The organism is Neobacillus cucumis, from assembly GCF_023715505.1.
Window position 1 is genome coordinate 1 of record NZ_JAMBOH010000010.1, and the last position, 19,013, is coordinate 19,013.

The window sequence follows — 19,013 nt, forward strand, 5'->3', positions numbered from 1 at the left end:
TGCGGACGGGATAAGTGCTGAAAGCATCTAAGCATGAAGCCCCCCTCAAGATGAGATTTCCCATAGCGTCAAGCTAGTAAGATCCCTGAAAGATGATCAGGTTGATAGGTCAGAGGTGGAAGCATGGTGACATGTGGAGCTGACTGATACTAATCGATCGAGGACTTAACCAAAACGAAAAGCGAAGGCGACTGTTCAACTTCGACGAACGCTTACGAGCCGCGCTCTGCAAATCCTGGTTTTGGATTTGTAGGGACGGATCGAAACGGCCGAGAAGTTAGGAGCCGCAGCTAGCCAAGTTTTAAAGCGAATTAACTCGTTTTTACTTCTTCTATATATTATCTAGTTTTGAGAGAACGAACTTCTTTCAATTAAATAGTCTGGCAATAATGGCGAGAAGGTCACACCCGTTCCCATACCGAACACGGAAGTTAAGCTTCTCAGCGCCGATGGTAGTTGGGACGCGAGTCCCTGTGAGAGTAGGACGTTGCCAGGTACAAAAGACAGTCTTAAGTGACTGTCTTTTTTTGTCGTTAAGGAAATTATAAAATTTTAGCTTTTGGATAACTATTAAAAAGCGGACTACCGACGTCCAGCTCCTGCGCCTAGCCCCTTGATCCTCGATGGTCTACAGCCACTCTTGGAGGGAAAGGCAAAGAACGCCTTTCTTCCCTGAGCGTCTTATGCTTGTCGAAGCTGTTCAAGGCGCTTAAGCTTTTGTTCTTTTTCTCATGCAAATGATTCCAATGTTAATTAGCGACCGCTGTAAATACTAAACACCTCATCCCAATTCCAACGATCATAATAACTACTAGCTATATTTAAATTTTTAATCCACTTAACCCCGATTTTTTCATTTGACCTAAATACAGTGGCAGAATATTTATTGGTCCTTATCCAAACAAGTGTATCACCTATATAATGCGGAGCAAAATCTCCTTCTTGTATAGTCGGGAAGGATACCTGATTTTGCCGACCAGAGGAAAGAGTAATTTGATAAATACTGGGCAGTGGCCTTTTATGTAAATCGGCCTGAGTGTCTTCTTTGGCGCGGGTGACATAAATAACCTTGTTATTTTTCCATGAAATGTCTCTATCTACATAACCTTTTGGGGTAAGTAGGATTTTTTTCAGAGAAGGGACATTAGCAACCTCTATCTGCTTATTTAGATTGGCTTCCCTTCCAACGCCATTAACATACCCAAGAATATTTTTCGAAGGGGCCCATTGAAACCATTCTTCCTCTTTTAACATATTGGCTACCCTTTGAAAAGCTCGTCCATCCCTAGATAACAAACATAAGGTGTTACTATCAGCTGATAAAGACGCTGTCGGAATTAATAAAAAACTAAGCCATTTTCCATCGTATGACCATTTAAATGGACTTGTACTGACATAGTATTCATCTTCATTAACAGGAATAGTGTAAAGAGGCTTAACTACAGGTTTGGTTGTTTGACGAAGAATAATCTTTGATAAGATGAGATCCGAATGAATCTGCTGACTTATCTTTTGCGAAATTAGCATTTCATGACCATCTGGAAGCCAAGCGAAATTTTCAATATTTTCCGCTATTTCTGAAATTAAAAAGGGAATTGCAGGATCGAGGTGAAGCACGTATAATTCTTTATTAATTATAAAACTTATTCGATTATTATTCGGGGACCATTGGAAGTTGTTATCCACATTGGTTCTAACCTTATATTGATGATTGATTTTTAAGTTATACAACCAAAGCTCACACACCCCGTCTTTTTTATTTCCTTTTAAATAGGCGATCCAATTACCATCATGAGACCACTTAGGATAGCTTATCTGCTCTCCAACGGTAACCTGCTGTTCCTTATCTCCAGTTTTAATCCATAAATCGTGATTACGGATAAAAGCTGCCTTTAACTCTTTAGACGTGTTTTGGGCGTAAGCAGTGTGGCATGTGGGAATAATAATAATGAAGAGCATTAAAACTAGAATATTTTTTAACAAAGAAGACCCTCCTTTTTATGATTGTCTAGCTCCAGCGCCTAGCCCCTCGATGGTCTACAGCTTATCCAGTTGCGGCTCCTTGGGACTCGAGTCATAAGCCATCCCCTGAAGAAGGCAAAAAGCGCCTTCTTGCAGGGTACGTCTTAGCCTAGAGTCCCAGGACAGTCGCCTCCACATTTAGGACAATCCGTCCAAAAGGTTATATAGCAAACCTTTCGGCCGGCTCGTCTTATGCTTGGCTACTGAAAGCTATCGCTTTCTGTACGCATTAAGGGCGACTAGTCTTTGACCCTACTTTCGTCGGCAGTCGACAAGTCGCCCTATATCGGGGCTGACCAAGGCGCTTACGCTTTTCCTTGTATATTGTGTACAGAAATTAGAAAGAGGTTTTGATATGAGCAAAAAGAAACTGCAATTTGAGGTACAAGAAAATGAAAGTATTGAGGAGTGCCTGAATAGGATGAAACAGCAGGGATATGCTCCGGTCCGGCGGACAGAGAAGCCAATATTTCAAGAGGTAAAAATTGCCGGTGAAACCATTTATGAACCTATAGGCCGTCAAATTGTCTTTGAAGCAAGATTAATTGAGTAAAACACGAACATTATAGTTGTATTTAAAAATAATGTTCGACAAATTTATTGACATACTAAGGTGATGGTTGGTAAGATAAAGCTATCAGATCAAACACAATTTTTACCCTCGTATATCCATGGGAATATGGCCCATAAGTTTCTACCCAATAACCGTAAATTATTGGACTATGAGGGAAAGTCAATATGTTCGGAGTAAGGGCTTGTCCCTTTATTTCCAATGTGTCATCATGCCCGGACAAATGGCTTTCTCTTACAACGAGAAGCTATTTGTTACGGGCATTTTATTTTGCCTAATAAAGGGGGATCTAGGATGACTACACTTGTTGGTGTCATCATGGGAAGCAAATCAGATTGGGAAACCATGAAATATACATGTGAAGTTTTAGATCAGTTAGAGGTCGCCTATGAAAAAAAGGTCGTTTCCGCACATCGTACACCAGATTTAATGTTCACATATGCAGAAGAAGCTAGAAACAGAGGGCTAAAGGTGATTATCGCTGGAGCCGGCGGTGCGGCCCATCTTCCTGGAATGGTTGCAGCCAAAACAACCTTGCCGGTCATTGGGGTTCCTGTTCAAACCCAAGCGTTAAAGGGGATAGATTCCCTGCTGTCCATCGTCCAAATGCCGGGCGGTGTGCCAGTTGCCACTGTGGCAATTGGAAAAGCTGGTGCAGTCAATGCGGGATTACTAGCTGCACAAATTATCGCAACGGAAGACCAAGAACTTGCCGGCAGATTAGAGGCAAGAAGAGAAGCCACTAAACAAGAGGTATTGGAAAGTAGTGATCAACTTGGATAAGCAGACCATCTTACCAGGTGCAACGATTGGAATCATCGGCGGAGGGCAGCTTGGGAGAATGATGGCTTTAGCAGCAAGAGCACAAGGCTTTAGAATTGCGGTTTTAGAACCGTCATCGGATTCCCCGTGCGGACAAGTCGCTGATATAGAAGTGATCGGCGCCTACGATGACCGCGAGGCAATCAGCCGTTTGGCTGAAGTGAGTGATGTCATTACGTATGAATTTGAAAATATAGATGCAGATACGTTAAGCTGGATTTGTGAACAAGCCTATGTACCGCAGGGGCCAAAGCTGCTCACAATCACGCAGGATCGGATTAAGGAGAAGGCAGCCATCCAACAAGCAGGTGTGGAGGTGGCACCATATGCAGTCATTAGAACCTCTCAGGATTTATTTTTAAAAATAAACGAGATTGGGTATACAGCTGTGTTAAAGACGTCAAGGGGCGGTTATGATGGAAAGGGCCAGCTGGTCATTAGAGAAGAGCAGGACTTAGAGAAGGCCGCGCCGCTTCTAGCGCATGGTGACTGCGTGTTAGAAAAATGGATTCCTTTTGAAAAAGAGATATCAGTCATTGTCTCGCGGACGCTTGATGGAGAAACAGCGATTTTTCCAGTGGCTGAAAATATTCACAAAGAAAATATTTTGCATAAAACGATTGTTCCGGCGAGAATTTCGGAGGCAACTGAGATAGATGCGATTCAAAAGGCAAAGCAACTTGCGGATTCGCTAAAGGTTGTTGGGACACTGGCTGTCGAGATGTTTGTGAACAGCGATGGGACCATTTTTATTAATGAGTTGGCACCACGGCCTCATAATTCCGGCCATTATACAATTGAGGCCTGTGAAACGTCGCAGTTCGAGCAGCATATCCGGGCGATCTGCGGGTGGCCGTTAGGAAGTACAGAGTTGTTAAAACCGGCCGTAATGGTCAACCTATTAGGTGAGCATCTAGAGGACCTGTATAAGGAAATTCCGGACTTGAATGGCTGGAAAGTTCATTTGTACGGCAAAAAGGAAGCGAAGGTTAAACGAAAAATGGGCCATGTGACTATTTTACGTGAGAACGTTGAGGTGGCACTTAAGGAAATTGATGTAAGCAGCATCTGGGAAACTGCTAATGAAAAGATCGGGGGATAAATGAATGATTGATCGTTATACAAGACCAGAAATGGGAGCTATTTGGACAGAAGAAAATCGTTTTAATGCTTGGTTGGAAGTTGAGATTCTTGCTTGTGAAGCATGGGCTGAGTTAGGGGAAATCCCTAAGGAAGATGTAAAGAAATTACGTGAGAATGCTTCTTTCAACATTGACAGAATCAAAGAAATTGAAGAGGAAACAAGACATGATGTTGTGGCCTTTACCCGCGCGGTTTCGGAAACATTAGGTGAAGAACGGAAATGGGTGCATTATGGCTTAACTTCAACAGACGTGGTGGATACGGCGTTATCCTATCTTTTAAAACAGGCTAACACCATTCTTTTGAAAGATATCGAAAACTTTATTGAGATCCTAAAAAATAAAGCCATTGAACATAAATTTACGGTTATGATGGGCCGGACACATGGGGTTCATGCTGAGCCAACCACTTTTGGTTTAAAGCTTGCATTATGGTATGAAGAAATGAAGCGCAACCTTGAGCGTTTTAAACAGGCAGCTGCAGGGGTTGAATTTGGTAAAATTTCCGGTGCGGTCGGAACCTATGCAAACATTAATCCATTTGTTGAGCAATATGTTTGTGAGAAATTAGGAACGAGCCCCGCGCCAATCTCAACACAAACCTTACAGCGTGACCGTCATGCCCACTATATGTCTACGCTTGCTCTGATTGCGACTTCAATTGAAAAGTTCGCGGTTGAAGTTCGCGGCCTGCAAAAGAGTGAGACACGCGAGGTGGAGGAGTTCTTTGCAAAGGGTCAAAAGGGTTCTTCCGCAATGCCGCATAAACGGAATCCAATTGGTTCAGAGAACATGACAGGATTGGCACGCGTGATTCGCGGCTATATGATGACTGCTTATGAAAATGTGCCGCTATGGCATGAGCGTGATATTTCACATTCGTCGGCAGAGCGGATTATCCTTCCGGATGCGACGATTGCATTGAATTATATGTTAAACCGCTTTGGTAACATTGTGAAAAATTTAACGGTGTTCCCTGAGAATATGAAACGCAATATGGATCGTACGTTAGGGTTGATTTACTCTCAGCGTGTCCTATTGGCTTTAATTGATAAGGGGTTATCACGTGAAGAAGCGTATGATACGGTACAGCCAAAAGCGATGGAAGCATGGGAGAAACAAGTTCCATTCCGCGGTTTGATTGAGGCGGAGAATAAGATTACCTCATTGCTTTCACCAGAAGAGATTGCGGATTGCTTTAACTATAACTATCATCTTCAGCATGTGGATACAATATTTGACCGCTTAGGGTTAAACGGATAAAAAAAGTGGATAGGAAGGGCGCAAGTCAGCCCTTCCTATATCCCGAAGATTCCCAATATTAAGAATAGAGGTGCGTTAGGATGAGTGAAATGCTTTACGAGGGCAAAGCTAAAAAGATTTTTACAACCGACGATGAACAAGTTGTACTGGTTCAATATAAAGATTCTGCAACTGCTTTTAACGGTCAAAAGAAGGCGACTATTACCGGAAAAGGCCGTTTGAATAACGAGATTACTAGTTTGTTATTTTTAAAGCTGAAAGAGCAAGGCATTGACTCACACTTTATCAAGCGAGTCTCAGAAACCGAGCAGCTGGTGAAGAAAGTAACGATTATTCCTCTTGAAGTTGTTGTACGCAATGTCGCAGCAGGAACACTTTCTACTCGTTTAGGAATCGAAGAAGGAAAAGAACTGTCTACACCACTCGTTGAATTTTATCTTAAAGACGATGCTTTGGGCGACCCGCTTGTGACAGTTGATCACATTCTCGAACTAAAAGCAGCAACCGTCAAGGAACTTGAAATCCTAAAGAATAAAGCACTTGAAATCAATACAATTTTATCAAGCTTTTTCAATGAGCTCGGGATTCGCTTAATCGACTTTAAGCTTGAGTTCGGCAAAGACAATGAAGGGCAAATTTTACTTGCCGATGAGATTTCTCCAGATACCTGCAGACTGTGGGATAAAGAAACCAATGAAAAGCTCGATAAGGATGTATTCCGCCGGGATTTAGGAAGTTTAACAGAAGCCTATGAAACTATTTTAGCGAAATTGGGAGGACATCAGCATGTATAAAGTAAAGGTGTATGTAACATTAAGAGAGAGTGTATTAGATCCACAAGGTAAAGCCGTAACTCATTCCTTACATTCTTTAAACTATAAGCAAGTAACAGATGTCCGAATCGGAAAATTCATGGAGTTAACGATTGAAAAATCAGATCGTGACATTAATGAAGTCATTAATGAAATCTGTACGAACCTATTAGCCAATCCGGTTATTGAAGATTACCGTTATGAAGTAGAGGAGTGTGTGACACAGTGAAGTTTGCGGTGATCGTATTCCCAGGATCGAATTGTGACGTTGATATGTTTCATGCGGTTAAGGATGAACTTGGCGAAGAAGTAGAATATGTATGGCATGATGCTGATAACCTAGACGAGTTTGACGCCATCTTGCTGCCTGGAGGTTTCTCTTTTGGTGACTACCTGCGCACAGGCGCGATTGCCCGTTTTAGCCCCGTGATGAAAGAGGTTGTAAAAGCAGCGGAGGCGGGGAAGCCAGTCCTTGGTGTTTGTAATGGATTTCAGATTCTTCTTGAAGCAGGATTGCTTCCGGGGGGAATGAGACGGAACGAAAGCCTATCGTTCATTTGTAAACCCGTTGAGTTAAAGGTGGAAAATAATCAGACGATGTTTACAAACGCATATGGCGAAGGGGAAAGCATCATGATCCCTGTCGCACATGGAGAAGGAAATTATTATTGTGATGAAGAAACACTTGCTAAATTGAAAGCAAACAACCAAATTGCTTTTACCTATAATCAGAATCCGAACGGAAGTCTAGCGGATATCGCAGGAATCACGAATGAAAAAGGCAATGTCCTAGGAATGATGCCGCACCCAGAAAGAGCGGTTGATGAATTATTGGGCGGTGCCGATGGTTTAAAAATGTTTCAATCGATTGTAAAAGCTTGGAGGGAAGCACATGTTGTCAACGCTTGAACCAAATCCTACTCAGATTAAAGCAGAGAAAGTATATCAGCAAATGGGTTTGTCCGACGAAGAATTTGCACTGATTGAAAGTATTCTTGGGCGTACACCAAATTATACCGAAACGGGTCTTTTCTCGGTCATGTGGTCGGAACACTGCAGTTATAAAAATTCAAAGCCTATTCTAAAAAAATTCCCTATTACAGGTGAACGAGTTCTTCAAGGTCCAGGGGAAGGCGCAGGGATCGTTGATATCGGTGACGAACAGGCTGTTGTTTTTAAGATTGAGAGTCATAACCATCCATCCGCAATTGAGCCTTACCAAGGTGCAGCAACAGGTGTAGGCGGCATTATCCGTGATGTTTTCTCGATGGGAGCCCGTCCAATTGCAATGCTGAACTCACTGCGTTTTGGGGAACTAGATTCGGCACGCGTACGCTATTTATTCAAAGAGGTAGTTGCTGGGATTGCCGGCTATGGTAACTGTATTGGTATTCCGACGGTTGGCGGAGAGATTCAGTTTGATCCGTGCTATGAAGGAAATCCATTAGTTAACGCGATGTGTGTTGGACTCATTGACCATAAGGACATTAAAAAAGGCCAGGCACACGGTGAGGGCAATACGGTAATGTACGTAGGAGCAAAAACAGGACGCGACGGAATTCATGGTGCCACGTTTGCTTCTGAAGAGTTAACGGAACAATCTAATGAGGACCGTCCAGCCGTTCAGGTTGGTGACCCATTTATGGAAAAGCTTCTGTTAGAAGCATGTCTAGAATTGATTCATTCTGATGCACTTGTTGGTATTCAAGATATGGGCGCAGCTGGACTTATCAGTTCGTCTGCCGAAATGGCCAGCAAAGCTGGAATGGGACTTGAGATGAATTTGGACTTAGTTCCACAGCGGGAAACAGGCATGACTGCTTACGAAATGATGCTGTCTGAATCCCAAGAACGTATGTTGATTGTTGTTAAAAAGGGCAGAGAGCAAGAAATCGTTGATCTTTTTGAAAAGTACGGATTAGAAGCAGTAGGTATTGGAAAAGTTACTAGCGACAAACAGGTTCGCCTTTTCCATAAAGGAGAAATCGTGGCAGATGTTCCAGCTGATGCATTAGCGGAAGATGCACCGGTTTATCACAAGCCATCTAAAGAACCAAGCTATTTCGCAGAATTCCAAGCAATGGAGAATGAAGTTCCGCAAGTGGACGATTTGAAAGAAACATTAGTAAGTCTTTTAAGCCAGCCAACAGTAGCCAGCAAGGAATGGGTTTATGAGCAGTATGACTATATGGTTCGTACCAATACAGTTGTTGCTCCAGGATCAGATGCAGCAGTTGTTAGAATCCGTGGCACACGAAAAGCGCTGGCAATGACAACAGATTGTAATTCACGTTATGTCTATTTGGATCCGGAAGTAGGCGGAAAAATCGCCGTAGCTGAAGCAGCACGTAATATTGTATGTTCTGGTGCAGAGCCTTTAGCCATTACAGATAACCTAAATTTCGGTAACCCAGAAAAGCCAGAAGTGTTCTGGCAGATTGAAAAAGCAGCAGATGGCATGAGTGAAGCCTGCCGTGTCCTTGAGACACCAGTTATCGGCGGAAACGTTTCTTTATATAACGAAACTAGTGGAACTGCGATCTATCCAACACCAGTAGTAGGGATGGTTGGTTTAGTAACGGATCTTGACCATATTACAACACAGCACTTCAAACAAAACGGCGACCTTATCTATCTTGTAGGGGAAACGAAGGACGAATTTGGCGGCAGTGAGCTTCAAAAGCTTCTGAACGGACGTGTATTTGGTAAGGCACCTGAATTAGATGTAACAGTGGAAAAGGAAAGACAAAATCGAGTACTTGCGGCAATTCGTGCAGGAGTCGTGCAATCTGCCCATGACCTATCAGAAGGCGGTCTAGGTGTGGCATTAGCAGAAAGTCTATTCGCAAATGAAAGGCTTGGAGCAGAAGTAACGGTTGCAGGAAATTCAGTCTCTGCTTTATTCAGTGAGACACAATCACGTTTCTTATTGACTGTAAAACCAGAACATAAAGATGAGTTTGAAAGATTAGTAGAAGCAGTACAGATTGGCACTGTCACTGAAACCTCAACATTGGTAGTCAAAAATGATGATGCATCAGTGCTTGAAGCTTCAGTTGCAGAACTGAAAGCTGCCTGGAAAGGAGCTATCCCATGCTGCCTGAAATAAAGGGATTAAACGAAGAGTGCGGTATCTTTGGTGTCTTTGGACACCAGGATGCTGCACAGTTAACCTATTACGGACTTCACAGCCTTCAGCACCGCGGCCAGGAAGGAACAGGCATTGTTGTTTCCGATGGAAAAAAGCTTACAGGTGTAAAAGGTGAAGGGCTAGTATCGGAAATTTTTACAACTGAAGCAATGAAGGACTTAGAAGGTAGTGCTGCTATTGGGCACGTTCGGTATGCTACGGCAGGCGGCGGAGGCTACGAAAACGTCCAGCCGCTCCTATTTCATTCACAAACCGGAAGTCTGGCGCTTGCCCATAATGGTAATCTCGTTAATGCTAATTCCCTAAAGTACCAGCTTGAATCCCAGGGAAGTATTTTTCAAACAAGCTCTGATACAGAGGTTTTGGCTCATCTGATTAGAAGAAGCGGTTATCCTCATTTGAAGGATCAAGTGAAAAACGCTTTAGCGATGTTAAAGGGTGCTTACGCGTATTTAATCATGACAGAAACCGAGCTTATGGTTGCTCTCGATCCGCATGGTTTACGTCCTTTGTCCCTTGGCTGCCTGGGGGATGCTTATGTTGTGGCATCAGAAACCTGTGCCTTTGATGTAATTGGCGTTGAATATATCCGTGATATTATGCCTGGTGAACTTTTAATTATTAATGAAAATGGTTTAACATCCGAGCGGTTTGCCATCAGTACCACAAAAGCGATTTGTACGATGGAATATATTTATTTTTCAAGACCTGATAGTAACATTCAAGGAATCAATGTTCATACAGCCCGTAAAAATATGGGGAAACAATTAGCAGTAGAAGCACCATTTGAAGCGGATGTTGTGACCGGGGTTCCTGATTCTAGTATTTCAGCAGCCATCGGCTATGCAGAAGCAACAGGGATTCCATATGAAATGGGTTTAATTAAAAACAGATATGTCGGCAGAACCTTTATCCAGCCGTCGCAATCGCTTCGGGAGCAAGGGGTAAAAATGAAGCTTTCCGCAGTCCGCGGTGTTGTGGAAGGAAAGCGTGTTGTCATGGTGGATGACTCAATTGTACGCGGAACAACGAGCAGACGAATTGTGAACCTGTTGAAGGAAGCCGGAGCAACAGAGGTTCATGTTGTGATCAGTTCACCACCAATTAAAAATCCATGTTTTTATGGTATTGATACATCGACAAAAGAGGAATTAATTGCCTCTGATAAAAGCGTTGAGCAAATTAGAGAACTGATTGGTGCCGATTCATTAACCTTTATTAGTGTCGAAGGGATGATGAAGGCACTCGGCCAGGAAGGAACGAATGGCTATTGCCTCGGTTGCTTCACAGGGAATTATCCAACAGAAATTTATCCTGATACACTACAATACTATTATCAAAAATAAGGTGGGAGACTCTTGGCTAAAGCATATGAAGAGGCTGGCGTAAATATTGAAGCGGGCTATGAGGCTGTTTCACGAATGAAAAAGCATGTCCAAAGAACAGCACGGGCTGGTGTTATTGGCGGATTGGGCGGTTTTGGCGGCATGTTTGATTTATCATCACTGCAATTAAAGGAGCCGGTATTGGTGTCAGGCACCGATGGAGTGGGCACGAAGCTGATGATTGCATTTTGGATGGATAAACATGATACGATTGGGATTGATGCAGTGGCTATGTGTGTGAACGATATCGTTGTTCAAGGGGCAGAGCCATTGTTCTTTTTAGATTATATTGCGTGTGGAAAAGCCGAGCCTGAAAAAATCGAGGCCATTGTAAAAGGTATTTCCGACGGCTGCGAGCAGGCTGGATGTGCGCTGATTGGCGGCGAAACAGCTGAAATGCCGGGCTTATATAGCCAAAGCGAGTATGATCTTGCGGGATTTACGGTAGGAGCTTGTGAAAAATCACAGTTAATTACAGGTGAAACCATCCAGGCTGGTGATGTTCTGATTGGTTTAGCTTCAAGCGGTATCCATAGTAATGGTTATTCCCTTGTACGTAAAGTTTTTAATAATTGGTCATTGCTAGATTTTGTTGATGAGCTCGGCTGTACATTAGGAGAAGAGTTATTAAAACCTACGAAGATTTACGTTAAACCGATTCTGTCGGCATTGAAAAAGTTCCCGTTAAAAGGAATGGCCCATATTACCGGAGGCGGTTTTATCGAAAACATCCCGCGGATGCTGCCTGAGGGTCTTGGGGCAAAGATAGATGAAAAAAGCTGGCCGATTCCACCAGTGTTTCAATTGATTTCTTCTCATGGGCAAGTTGACTATGCGGAGATGTATAACATTTTTAACATGGGCATTGGAATGGTCATTGCTGTGGATCGTGAAATTGCCTCCGATGTGCTTCAGCATTTCGAACAGTGCGGTGAAAAAGCGTATCAAATCGGTGTTGTGACGGATCAGGCTGGGATTGAGATTAAGGGCCAAGGTGGACGGCTATGAAAAAAATAGCAGTGTTTGCCTCTGGTAATGGGAGTAATTTCCAAGCTATCATCGATGTAGTCAAGTCAGGCGAACTAGAGACGGAAATTTCCCTGTTAGTCTGTGACAAACCAGGTGCCTATGCGGTAGATCGTGCCAATGCAGCGGAAATTCCAAGCTTTATTTTTCAAGCAAAGGATTATACTAATAAGGAAGAATATGAGCAAGCAATCTTAGCGGAATTAAAAAGATATGATGTGGAGTTCATTGTCCTTGCCGGATACATGCGCTTGATAGGCTCAACCTTGCTAAGTGCCTATCAAGGCCGGATCGTCAATATTCATCCATCACTGCTTCCAGCTTTCCCAGGTAAGGATGCCATTGGTCAGGCCCTGGCAGCCAAAGCAAATTGGAGCGGGGTTACCATTCATTATGTGGATGAAGGTATGGATACGGGTCCCATTATTATTCAAGAACGTGTAAGATTGGAAGAAAATGAAACAAGAGACAGCCTGCAAAAGAAAATACAGCAAATCGAACACAAACTATATCCAGAGATACTTCAAATGCTATTAACACAAGGAGATGTAATCAATGTCACAAAAGCGCGCGCTAATTAGTGTATCTGATAAAAATGGAATTACCGACTTTGCGAAAGAACTAGTAAGCCTAGGGTTTGAATTGATCTCAACCGGCGGTACAAAAAAGGCTCTTCAAGAGCAGGGAATCCCTGTACTTAGTGTTAGTGATGTAACAGGTTTTCCGGAAATTTTAGAAGGCCGTGTAAAAACGTTAAATCCATTTATCCATGGCGGCTTACTTTCTAAGCATGATAATCCTGATCATTTAAAACAGCTGGACGAGCACGGAATTCAGCCTATTCAACTAGTTTGCGTCAATCTTTATCCATTCCAGCAAACAATCGCAAAACCAGATGTTACGGTAGCAGATGCGATTGAAAACATTGATATTGGCGGTCCGTCTATGCTGCGCGCTTCAGCTAAAAACCATCAATATTTAACGGTTGTCGTTGATCCTGCAGATTATGCAACGGTGATTGAGGAGTTAAAAGTAGACGGTACAACGACGCTCGAAACAAGAAGAAAGCTGGCAGCTAAGGTATTCCGTCATACAGCCGCTTATGATGCTTTAATAGCTGAATACATGACAAACCTTGCACAAGAAGAAACACCTGAAACCTTAACGGTTACATATGACCTTAAGCAGACACTTCGTTACGGAGAAAATCCTCATCAAAAGGCTGCTTTTTACAGAAAGCCGTTAGGTTCAACCTTCTCGATTGCCAATGCCGTTCAGCTTCATGGAAAAGAACTTTCATACAACAATATCAATGATGCAGATGCTGCTTTGCAAATCGTAAAAGAATTCTCAGAACCTGCAGCTGTAGCGGTTAAGCATATGAATCCATGTGGTGTTGGTACTGGTCAAACCGGCTTTGAAGCATTTACCAAAGCATTTGCAGCTGATCCTGTTTCTATTTTTGGCGGCATTATTGCCTTTAACCGGGAAGTAGACGGTGAAACAGCAGGCAAACTTCATGAAATTTTCTTAGAGATTATCATTGCGCCATCTTTCTCAGAAGAAGCATTAGCGATTTTAACAGGCAAAAAGAATCTTCGTCTGTTAACGATTCCGTTTAATGATGTGAAAAAGCCTGAGTTGAAAATGACGACAATTGAAGGCGGATTGCTTGTTCAAGAACAAGACCGTTATTCATTAGAGGATGCAACCATTACTGTTCCGACTAAGAGACAACCAACTGAAGAAGAGTGGGAAGCTCTAAAACTTGGCTGGAAAGTGGTTAAACACGTAAAATCCAATGCCATTGTTGTTTCAAGTAAAGATATGACGCTTGGGGTTGGCGCGGGTCAAATGAACCGCGTTGGTTCAGCGGAGATTGCTCTTAAGCAGGCGGGTGAAAAAGCAGAAGGAGCGGCCCTTGCATCTGATGCCTTCTTCCCAATGAATGATACCGTTGAAGCGGCAGCAAAAGCAGGAATTACTGCCATTATTCAGCCTGGCGGATCGATTAAGGATGCTGATTCGATTAAAAAAGCAGACGAATACGGAATCGCCATGGTGTTTACGGGCGTTAGACACTTTAAACATTAAAATGAGGTGTAATGGATGAAGGTACTAATCATTGGCCGTGGCGGACGCGAGCATGCGATCTGCCGAAAGGTCAGCGAAAGCACGTTGGTTGAAAAGGTATTTGTTGCTCCAGGTAACGCTGGAATGGTAGATGTGGCGGAACTGATCGCGCTTGAGGAATCACAGCATGATCAGCTTATTGCCTTTGCGAAAGAGCAAGAGGTAGGCTTAACGATTATTGGACCGGAAGTTCCTTTACTTGAAGGGCTATCCGATAAATTTGAGGCAGCTGGTTTGGCTGTGTTCGGACCGCGGAAGGCAGCAGCTGAAATTGAGGGAAGCAAGTCCTTTGCCAAGGATTTAATGAAGAAATATCATATTCCTACTGCAGATTATGCTGTTTTTACCTCGATCGAAGAGGCGCGTAGTTATATCCAGAAGAAAGGCGCTCCGATTGTGATTAAAGCAGACGGGTTGGCTGCTGGAAAAGGTGTCACGGTTGCCATGACTTTAGAAGAAGCACTTGCGAGTGTGGAAGAGATGCTCGTTGGTGCAAAATTTGGAGCCGCTTCTTCAAGTGTTGTGATTGAAGAGTTTTTAGATGGCGAGGAATTTTCGTTGATGGCATTCGTGAATGGGGAAGTAGTCATCCCGCTTGAAATCGCTCAGGATCATAAACGTGCGTATGATGGCGACAAAGGTCCGAATACTGGTGGAATGGGTGCTTACTCCCCGGTTCCGCAAATTGGTGAGGACACGGTAGCAACTGCTGTTGAGACGGTTTTGATTCCAGCGGCAAAAGCAATGGTTCAAGAGGGACGAAGTTTCTGTGGCATTTTATATGCTGGGTTGATTAAAACGGCTGCAGGTCCAAAGGTAATTGAGTTTAATGCCCGTTTCGGCGACCCGGAAACACAGGTTATTTTACCAAGGCTGCATTCTGATTTGGTTCAGGTTATCTTAGCTCTTTTGAATGGCGAGCGGCCAGAACTTGAATGGGATCCGCAGGCAATGGTTGGTGTAGTGGTTGCGGCAAAAGGGTATCCTGGGGAGTATGAGAAGGGTGCTGTGCTTAAGGGATTAGCAGATTTTTCTGAGGAAGTCTATACCTTCCATGCGGGTACGATTCAAAATGACGCAGGTGAGTTTTTGACAGCAGGCGGCCGAGTGCTTCTTGTTGGGGGCAAGGCTGAGACTCTTGCTGATGCACAAGCGAAGGTTTATGTGGAGTTAGAGAAATTGGATTGTGATGGCGCCTTTTATCGCAGGGATATTGGTGCGAAGGCGATTGTATCGGTGGTTCGTTAAATTTTGATGGAATAGGGAATGTCCGCATGAAAGGTTCATGCGGACATTTTTATAAATATTGACCTCAAAAGCTCTCAATGAAGTTCAAGTCGGATTATAAGGCACATCCAAATCCACTAACCCTTCCGTCCCTTCCCCAGAATCAGTCGCATTCTGATGCTCTTTCACCATATCCGACCACCGTTCGCATAAAGCTGTCACAGGACAATAGCGGACAATACCCTCAGCAACCTTCATCGCGCCACAAAAAGCAGCGAGCAAATAAGAATCTCTCCAAGGACGCTTGACCATCTTTGAGGTACTCCAAGCCACAATCGTTAACCCCAAAGTGATCCGAATTAATGCATTCAAAATCCCGATGTTTGGTGAAATTTTCAACTTGTTCACTCCTTCACAACATTTTTACAATTTTTATCAATACTTTACTGCTTTAAAAAGTAAAATATGATAAGATAGGTATCAAAGAAGTTTTGTAAGGGCTTTCTTTATTGTTAAATCAACTTATTATTATATAGATAGTTTTATTAGAGGAGGGACATGGTATGCTGGAACAACGCTACCGCTGGAAAAACAAACAATTACGCATTCATGTATCCGTTTTAGAAGGGAAAACATCCCCAACAATATTATTGAAAAATGCATTGTACTTAAATCAGACCTTTCGCCAATGGATGAGAGCGAACATCTGGATTTATGAAGACCGCATTGTTTATGTTGGCGATAATATGCCTTCTTATATCGAAGACTGTGAAATCATTGATTGCACCAATGAAATCATTGTACCAGGATACATTGAACCACATGCACATCCATTTCAATTATATAATCCCCTGACATTAGCCGCCTATGCATCCCAATTTGGAACGACGACGTTAATTAATGATAATATGGCGCTAATTTTACATTTGGAAAAAAGGGAAGCGTTTTCACTGCTTAGAGATCTTCGCTCAATCCCATCTTCCATGTATTGGTGGAGCCGGTTTGATTCACAAACTGAATTAATGAATGAAGAAGAGATTTTTTCACATAGTAATGTAAAGGCATGGCTTGAGCACGACGCAGTCCTTCAAGGCGGCGAATTAACAGGCTGGCCAAAACTCCTGGATGGCGATGATATGATGCTTCATTGGATTCAGGAGGCCAAACGGATGCGTAAGCAAATCGAAGGACATTTTCCTGGCGCTTCCGAAAAAACATTAGCAAAAATGATGCTGCTAGGAGCCGATAGTGACCATGAGGCCATGACCGGTGAAGAAGTTTACAGCAGGCTTATGCAAGGCTATATGGTTTCACTACGTTATTCATCGATTCGGCCTGACCTTCCGGAGATCTTAGATGATATGAAACGATTAGGAATTGAGGCCTATGACAGGCTCATGTTTAATACAGACGGTTCCTCCTCCACTTTTTACGAGCAAGGGATTATCGACCAAATGATTAGAATTGCGATTGAAAAGGGAGTTCCTGTTATAGATGCCTATAATATGGCAACCGTAAATATTGCTCGATACTATAAAATTGAGCATCTTCATGGTGCAATTGCAACCGGACGTATAGCCAACATTAACTTCCTATCAAGTATTGAAAATCCAACTCCGGTCTCTGTTTTAGCCAAAGGTAAATGGGTAAAGCGTGACGGTGTTAAAGTAGAAGGAATGTATGGTGAAATTAACTGGAATGAATATGGATTTAAGCCAATGGAAATGGATTGGCAGTTATCGCTTGATGACCTGCAATTTTCCATGCCATTTGGGATTAAGATGGAGAATTCCGTCATCATGAAGCCTTATTCGATCTCAATTGATGCTTCTGCAGACCAACTGCCAGAAGAGTCTGATGAATGTTACTTTATGCTGGTTGACCGTTATGGGAATTGGAGAATAAATACGCTTTTAAAAGGGTTTGCAACAAACCTATCAGCTCTTGCCAGCTCTTATTCTAATACCGGAGATATTATTTTAATTGGGAAAAACAGGCATGATATCATTAAGGCTTTTAATAGAATGAAAGAATTAGGCGGGGGAATTGTGATGATGGAGGACGCTCAAGTGGTTTGTGAAGTACCTCTAAACTTAAGCGGAATCATGTCTAGCATTCCTATTGAAAAATTAATAGAACAAGAGAAAACATTATTAAAAGAATTGAAAGAACGCGGCTATAAATTTTCAGATCCAATATATAGTCTTGCCTTTTTCTCAGCTACACATTTACCATACATTCGAATCACTCAGCAAGGAATGTATGATGTTATGAACAAATCAGTACTCTTTCCGTCTATAATGCGTTAAACTGTAAGTAAGTAAAGAGTTAAAGCGTGAAAGTGATTTTGTAAAATGGATAAAATAGGGGTGTTCATTTAATGAAAAAATGGGCTGTTGCCATGGCAGCTTTCCTTTTACTGCTCTCAGGGTGTTCTAGTAAGGAAACGGTAAAAAGACCTGTTAAGGAACAAAAACCGGATACGGAACATGAGAATCAACCAGAAGATGTGGCAAAAGCCAACCCTTATTTTTATCCGTTAACAGGTATTGGTACTAATACGAAACCAGATCAACGTGCGGTTGCTGTTATGGTCAATAATCACCCAAAAGCTAGACCCCAATCAGGGCTGAACAAGGCAGATATTGTTTATGAAATTCTAGCTGAAGGGGATATTACCCGTTTCCTCGCAGTCTTTCAAAGTGAGAGGCCAACAAATATCGGTCCCGTGAGGAGTGCTCGGGATTACTATATTAAGCTCGCCAAAGGTTTAAATGCTCTCTACATTGCACATGGCTACAGTCCAGAGGCCAAACAATTACTCGAAAGTAATTATGTAGATAATTTAAACGGGATGGTATATGATGGAACATTATTTAAACGATCCAGTTCACGAAAACCGCCTCATAACTCCTATATCACCTATGAAAACATCTTAAAGGGTGCGGAGCAAAAGGGATATACGATGAAAAGCAGTCCGCCTGCCTTCACTTTTTACTCAGTGGAAGAAAGCAAAAAAATAACGGGGCAAGCGGCTAAGTCGGTCAGCATTACTTATTCAAAAAGCGGTACATTCAATTCAAAATTCGAATTTGATGAAACACTCGGCAAGTATAAGCGTTTTTCGGCTGGAGATCAAACCGTTGACTTGGAAACTGGCGACCCGATGTTACTAGACAATGTTTTTATTATAGAGGCAGTCCATAAAACCATTGATTCTTATGGCCTTAGAGACATCGATTTAGAGTCGGGCGGAAAAGCCTATTTGCTCCAAATGGGCAAAGTAAACGAGGTCGAATGGGCTAATAAGGATGGAAGAATTGTCCCGATGAAAAATGGGGAAGAAATACCCCTTGTTCAGGGGCATACATGGGTCAATGTGGTTCCGGCCAACCCTGGACTGCATACAAGTGTTTCACTTCATGCACAATAAATATACCAATTAAAGGAGTAAAGGAT

17 protein-coding genes, 2 rRNA genes and 1 riboswitch are annotated in these 19,013 nt (G+C 42.7%); of the genes, 17 read left to right on the forward strand and 2 right to left on the reverse strand.

Annotated features, from left to right (window positions below):
* Nucleotides 1-173: ribosomal RNA gene (locus M3226_RS15565) — 23S ribosomal RNA — on the forward strand; the annotation flags it as partial.
* A 206-nt stretch (nucleotides 174-379) separates the two neighbouring features.
* Nucleotides 380-496, forward strand: a 5S ribosomal RNA gene (gene rrf / locus M3226_RS15570).
* Between the two features lie 257 nt (nucleotides 497-753).
* On the opposite strand, the gene M3226_RS15575 is transcribed toward rrf, so the two are convergent.
* The gene (locus M3226_RS15575) at nucleotides 754-1,983 is read right to left on the reverse strand and encodes a TolB family protein (protein WP_251566632.1); all 1,230 of its coding nucleotides are present in this window, start codon (nucleotides 1,981-1,983) and stop codon (nucleotides 754-756) included.
* Between the two features lie 394 nt (nucleotides 1,984-2,377).
* Between M3226_RS15575 and M3226_RS15580 the strand changes: the two genes are divergently transcribed.
* The 13 genes from M3226_RS15580 (at nucleotide 2,378) to purD (ending at nucleotide 15,575) form a co-directional block, all read left to right on the forward strand.
* Nucleotides 2,378-2,575, forward strand: coding sequence for an NETI motif-containing protein (locus tag M3226_RS15580; protein WP_251566634.1), 198 nt, complete (start codon nucleotides 2,378-2,380; stop codon nucleotides 2,573-2,575).
* 88 nt (nucleotides 2,576-2,663) lie between these two features.
* Nucleotides 2,664-2,765: riboswitch (purine riboswitch) on the forward strand.
* A 122-nt stretch (nucleotides 2,766-2,887) separates the two neighbouring features.
* Nucleotides 2,888-3,376: a 5-(carboxyamino)imidazole ribonucleotide mutase gene (purE, locus tag M3226_RS15585; protein ID WP_251566636.1), complete on the forward strand. Its 489-nt coding sequence runs from the start codon at nucleotides 2,888-2,890 to the stop codon at nucleotides 3,374-3,376.
* Entirely contained in the window at nucleotides 3,369-4,517 is a 1,149-nt protein-coding gene (gene purK, locus M3226_RS15590) for a 5-(carboxyamino)imidazole ribonucleotide synthase (RefSeq protein WP_251566914.1), read from the forward strand. The genes purE and purK overlap by 8 nt, the downstream gene beginning before the upstream one ends.
* Before the next feature lie 4 nt (nucleotides 4,518-4,521).
* Nucleotides 4,522-5,820 (forward strand): adenylosuccinate lyase, encoded by a 1,299-nt coding sequence (purB, locus tag M3226_RS15595; RefSeq protein ID WP_251566638.1) that lies wholly within the window; start codon nucleotides 4,522-4,524, stop codon nucleotides 5,818-5,820.
* A gap of 80 nt (nucleotides 5,821-5,900) precedes the next feature.
* A complete protein-coding gene (purC, locus tag M3226_RS15600; RefSeq protein WP_251566640.1) occupies nucleotides 5,901-6,614 on the forward strand; it encodes a phosphoribosylaminoimidazolesuccinocarboxamide synthase in 714 nt (237 codons plus the stop codon).
* Nucleotides 6,607-6,861: a phosphoribosylformylglycinamidine synthase subunit PurS gene (gene purS / locus M3226_RS15605; protein ID WP_160724240.1), complete on the forward strand. Its 255-nt coding sequence runs from the start codon at nucleotides 6,607-6,609 to the stop codon at nucleotides 6,859-6,861. The genes purC and purS overlap by 8 nt, the downstream gene beginning before the upstream one ends.
* Complete coding sequence (gene purQ / locus M3226_RS15610; RefSeq protein ID WP_205179713.1) at nucleotides 6,858-7,541, forward strand: phosphoribosylformylglycinamidine synthase subunit PurQ; 684 nt, start codon at nucleotides 6,858-6,860, stop codon at nucleotides 7,539-7,541. Before purS ends, purQ begins: the two co-directional genes overlap by 4 nt.
* Nucleotides 7,525-9,741, forward strand: a complete 2,217-nt coding sequence (gene purL / locus M3226_RS15615) for a phosphoribosylformylglycinamidine synthase subunit PurL (protein WP_251566642.1) — start codon at nucleotides 7,525-7,527, stop codon at nucleotides 9,739-9,741. Before purQ ends, purL begins: the two co-directional genes overlap by 17 nt.
* Nucleotides 9,726-11,129, forward strand: coding sequence for an amidophosphoribosyltransferase (purF, locus tag M3226_RS15620; RefSeq protein WP_251566644.1), 1,404 nt, complete (start codon nucleotides 9,726-9,728; stop codon nucleotides 11,127-11,129). The genes purL and purF overlap by 16 nt, the downstream gene beginning before the upstream one ends.
* Nucleotides 11,130-11,141: 12 nt before the next feature.
* Entirely contained in the window at nucleotides 11,142-12,176 is a 1,035-nt protein-coding gene (purM, locus tag M3226_RS15625; RefSeq protein ID WP_251566647.1) for a phosphoribosylformylglycinamidine cyclo-ligase, read from the forward strand.
* Nucleotides 12,173-12,775 (forward strand): phosphoribosylglycinamide formyltransferase, encoded by a 603-nt coding sequence (gene purN / locus M3226_RS15630; protein WP_251566649.1) that lies wholly within the window; start codon nucleotides 12,173-12,175, stop codon nucleotides 12,773-12,775. The genes purM and purN overlap by 4 nt, the downstream gene beginning before the upstream one ends.
* Nucleotides 12,750-14,288 (forward strand): bifunctional phosphoribosylaminoimidazolecarboxamide formyltransferase/IMP cyclohydrolase, encoded by a 1,539-nt coding sequence (gene purH / locus M3226_RS15635; RefSeq protein WP_251566651.1) that lies wholly within the window; start codon nucleotides 12,750-12,752, stop codon nucleotides 14,286-14,288. Before purN ends, purH begins: the two co-directional genes overlap by 26 nt.
* A gap of 15 nt (nucleotides 14,289-14,303) precedes the next feature.
* The gene (gene purD, locus M3226_RS15640) at nucleotides 14,304-15,575 is read left to right on the forward strand and encodes a phosphoribosylamine--glycine ligase (protein ID WP_251566653.1); all 1,272 of its coding nucleotides are present in this window, start codon (nucleotides 14,304-14,306) and stop codon (nucleotides 15,573-15,575) included.
* Between the two features lie 84 nt (nucleotides 15,576-15,659).
* On the opposite strand, the gene M3226_RS15645 is transcribed toward purD, so the two are convergent.
* Complete coding sequence (locus M3226_RS15645) at nucleotides 15,660-15,953, reverse strand: YgaP family membrane protein (protein WP_251566655.1); 294 nt, start codon at nucleotides 15,951-15,953, stop codon at nucleotides 15,660-15,662.
* A gap of 164 nt (nucleotides 15,954-16,117) precedes the next feature.
* On the opposite strand from M3226_RS15645, the gene M3226_RS15650 reads away from it, so the two are divergent.
* Complete coding sequence (locus tag M3226_RS15650) at nucleotides 16,118-17,863, forward strand: adenine deaminase C-terminal domain-containing protein (protein ID WP_251566657.1); 1,746 nt, start codon at nucleotides 16,118-16,120, stop codon at nucleotides 17,861-17,863.
* A 71-nt stretch (nucleotides 17,864-17,934) separates the two neighbouring features.
* Entirely contained in the window at nucleotides 17,935-18,987 is a 1,053-nt protein-coding gene (locus M3226_RS15655; RefSeq protein WP_251566659.1) for a DUF3048 domain-containing protein, read from the forward strand.
* Nucleotides 18,988-19,013 lie beyond the last annotated feature (26 nt).

Coding starts and splice junctions, on each gene's coding strand:
- M3226_RS15580 (WP_251566634.1), top strand. CDS start 2,378: ATGAGCAAAAAGAAACTGCAATTTGAGGTACAAGAAAATGAAAGTATT.
- purE (WP_251566636.1), top strand. CDS start 2,888: ATGACTACACTTGTTGGTGTCATCATGGGAAGCAAATCAGATTGGGAA.
- purB (WP_251566638.1), top strand. CDS start 4,522: ATGATTGATCGTTATACAAGACCAGAAATGGGAGCTATTTGGACAGAA.
- purC (WP_251566640.1), top strand. CDS start 5,901: ATGAGTGAAATGCTTTACGAGGGCAAAGCTAAAAAGATTTTTACAACC.
- purS (WP_160724240.1), top strand. CDS start 6,607: ATGTATAAAGTAAAGGTGTATGTAACATTAAGAGAGAGTGTATTAGAT.
- purL (WP_251566642.1), top strand. CDS start 7,525: ATGTTGTCAACGCTTGAACCAAATCCTACTCAGATTAAAGCAGAGAAA.
- purF (WP_251566644.1), top strand. CDS start 9,726: ATGCTGCCTGAAATAAAGGGATTAAACGAAGAGTGCGGTATCTTTGGT.
- purN (WP_251566649.1), top strand. CDS start 12,173: ATGAAAAAAATAGCAGTGTTTGCCTCTGGTAATGGGAGTAATTTCCAA.
- purH (WP_251566651.1), top strand. CDS start 12,750: ATGTCACAAAAGCGCGCGCTAATTAGTGTATCTGATAAAAATGGAATT.
- purD (WP_251566653.1), top strand. CDS start 14,304: ATGAAGGTACTAATCATTGGCCGTGGCGGACGCGAGCATGCGATCTGC.
- M3226_RS15650 (WP_251566657.1), top strand. CDS start 16,118: ATGCTGGAACAACGCTACCGCTGGAAAAACAAACAATTACGCATTCAT.
- M3226_RS15655 (WP_251566659.1), top strand. CDS start 17,935: ATGAAAAAATGGGCTGTTGCCATGGCAGCTTTCCTTTTACTGCTCTCA.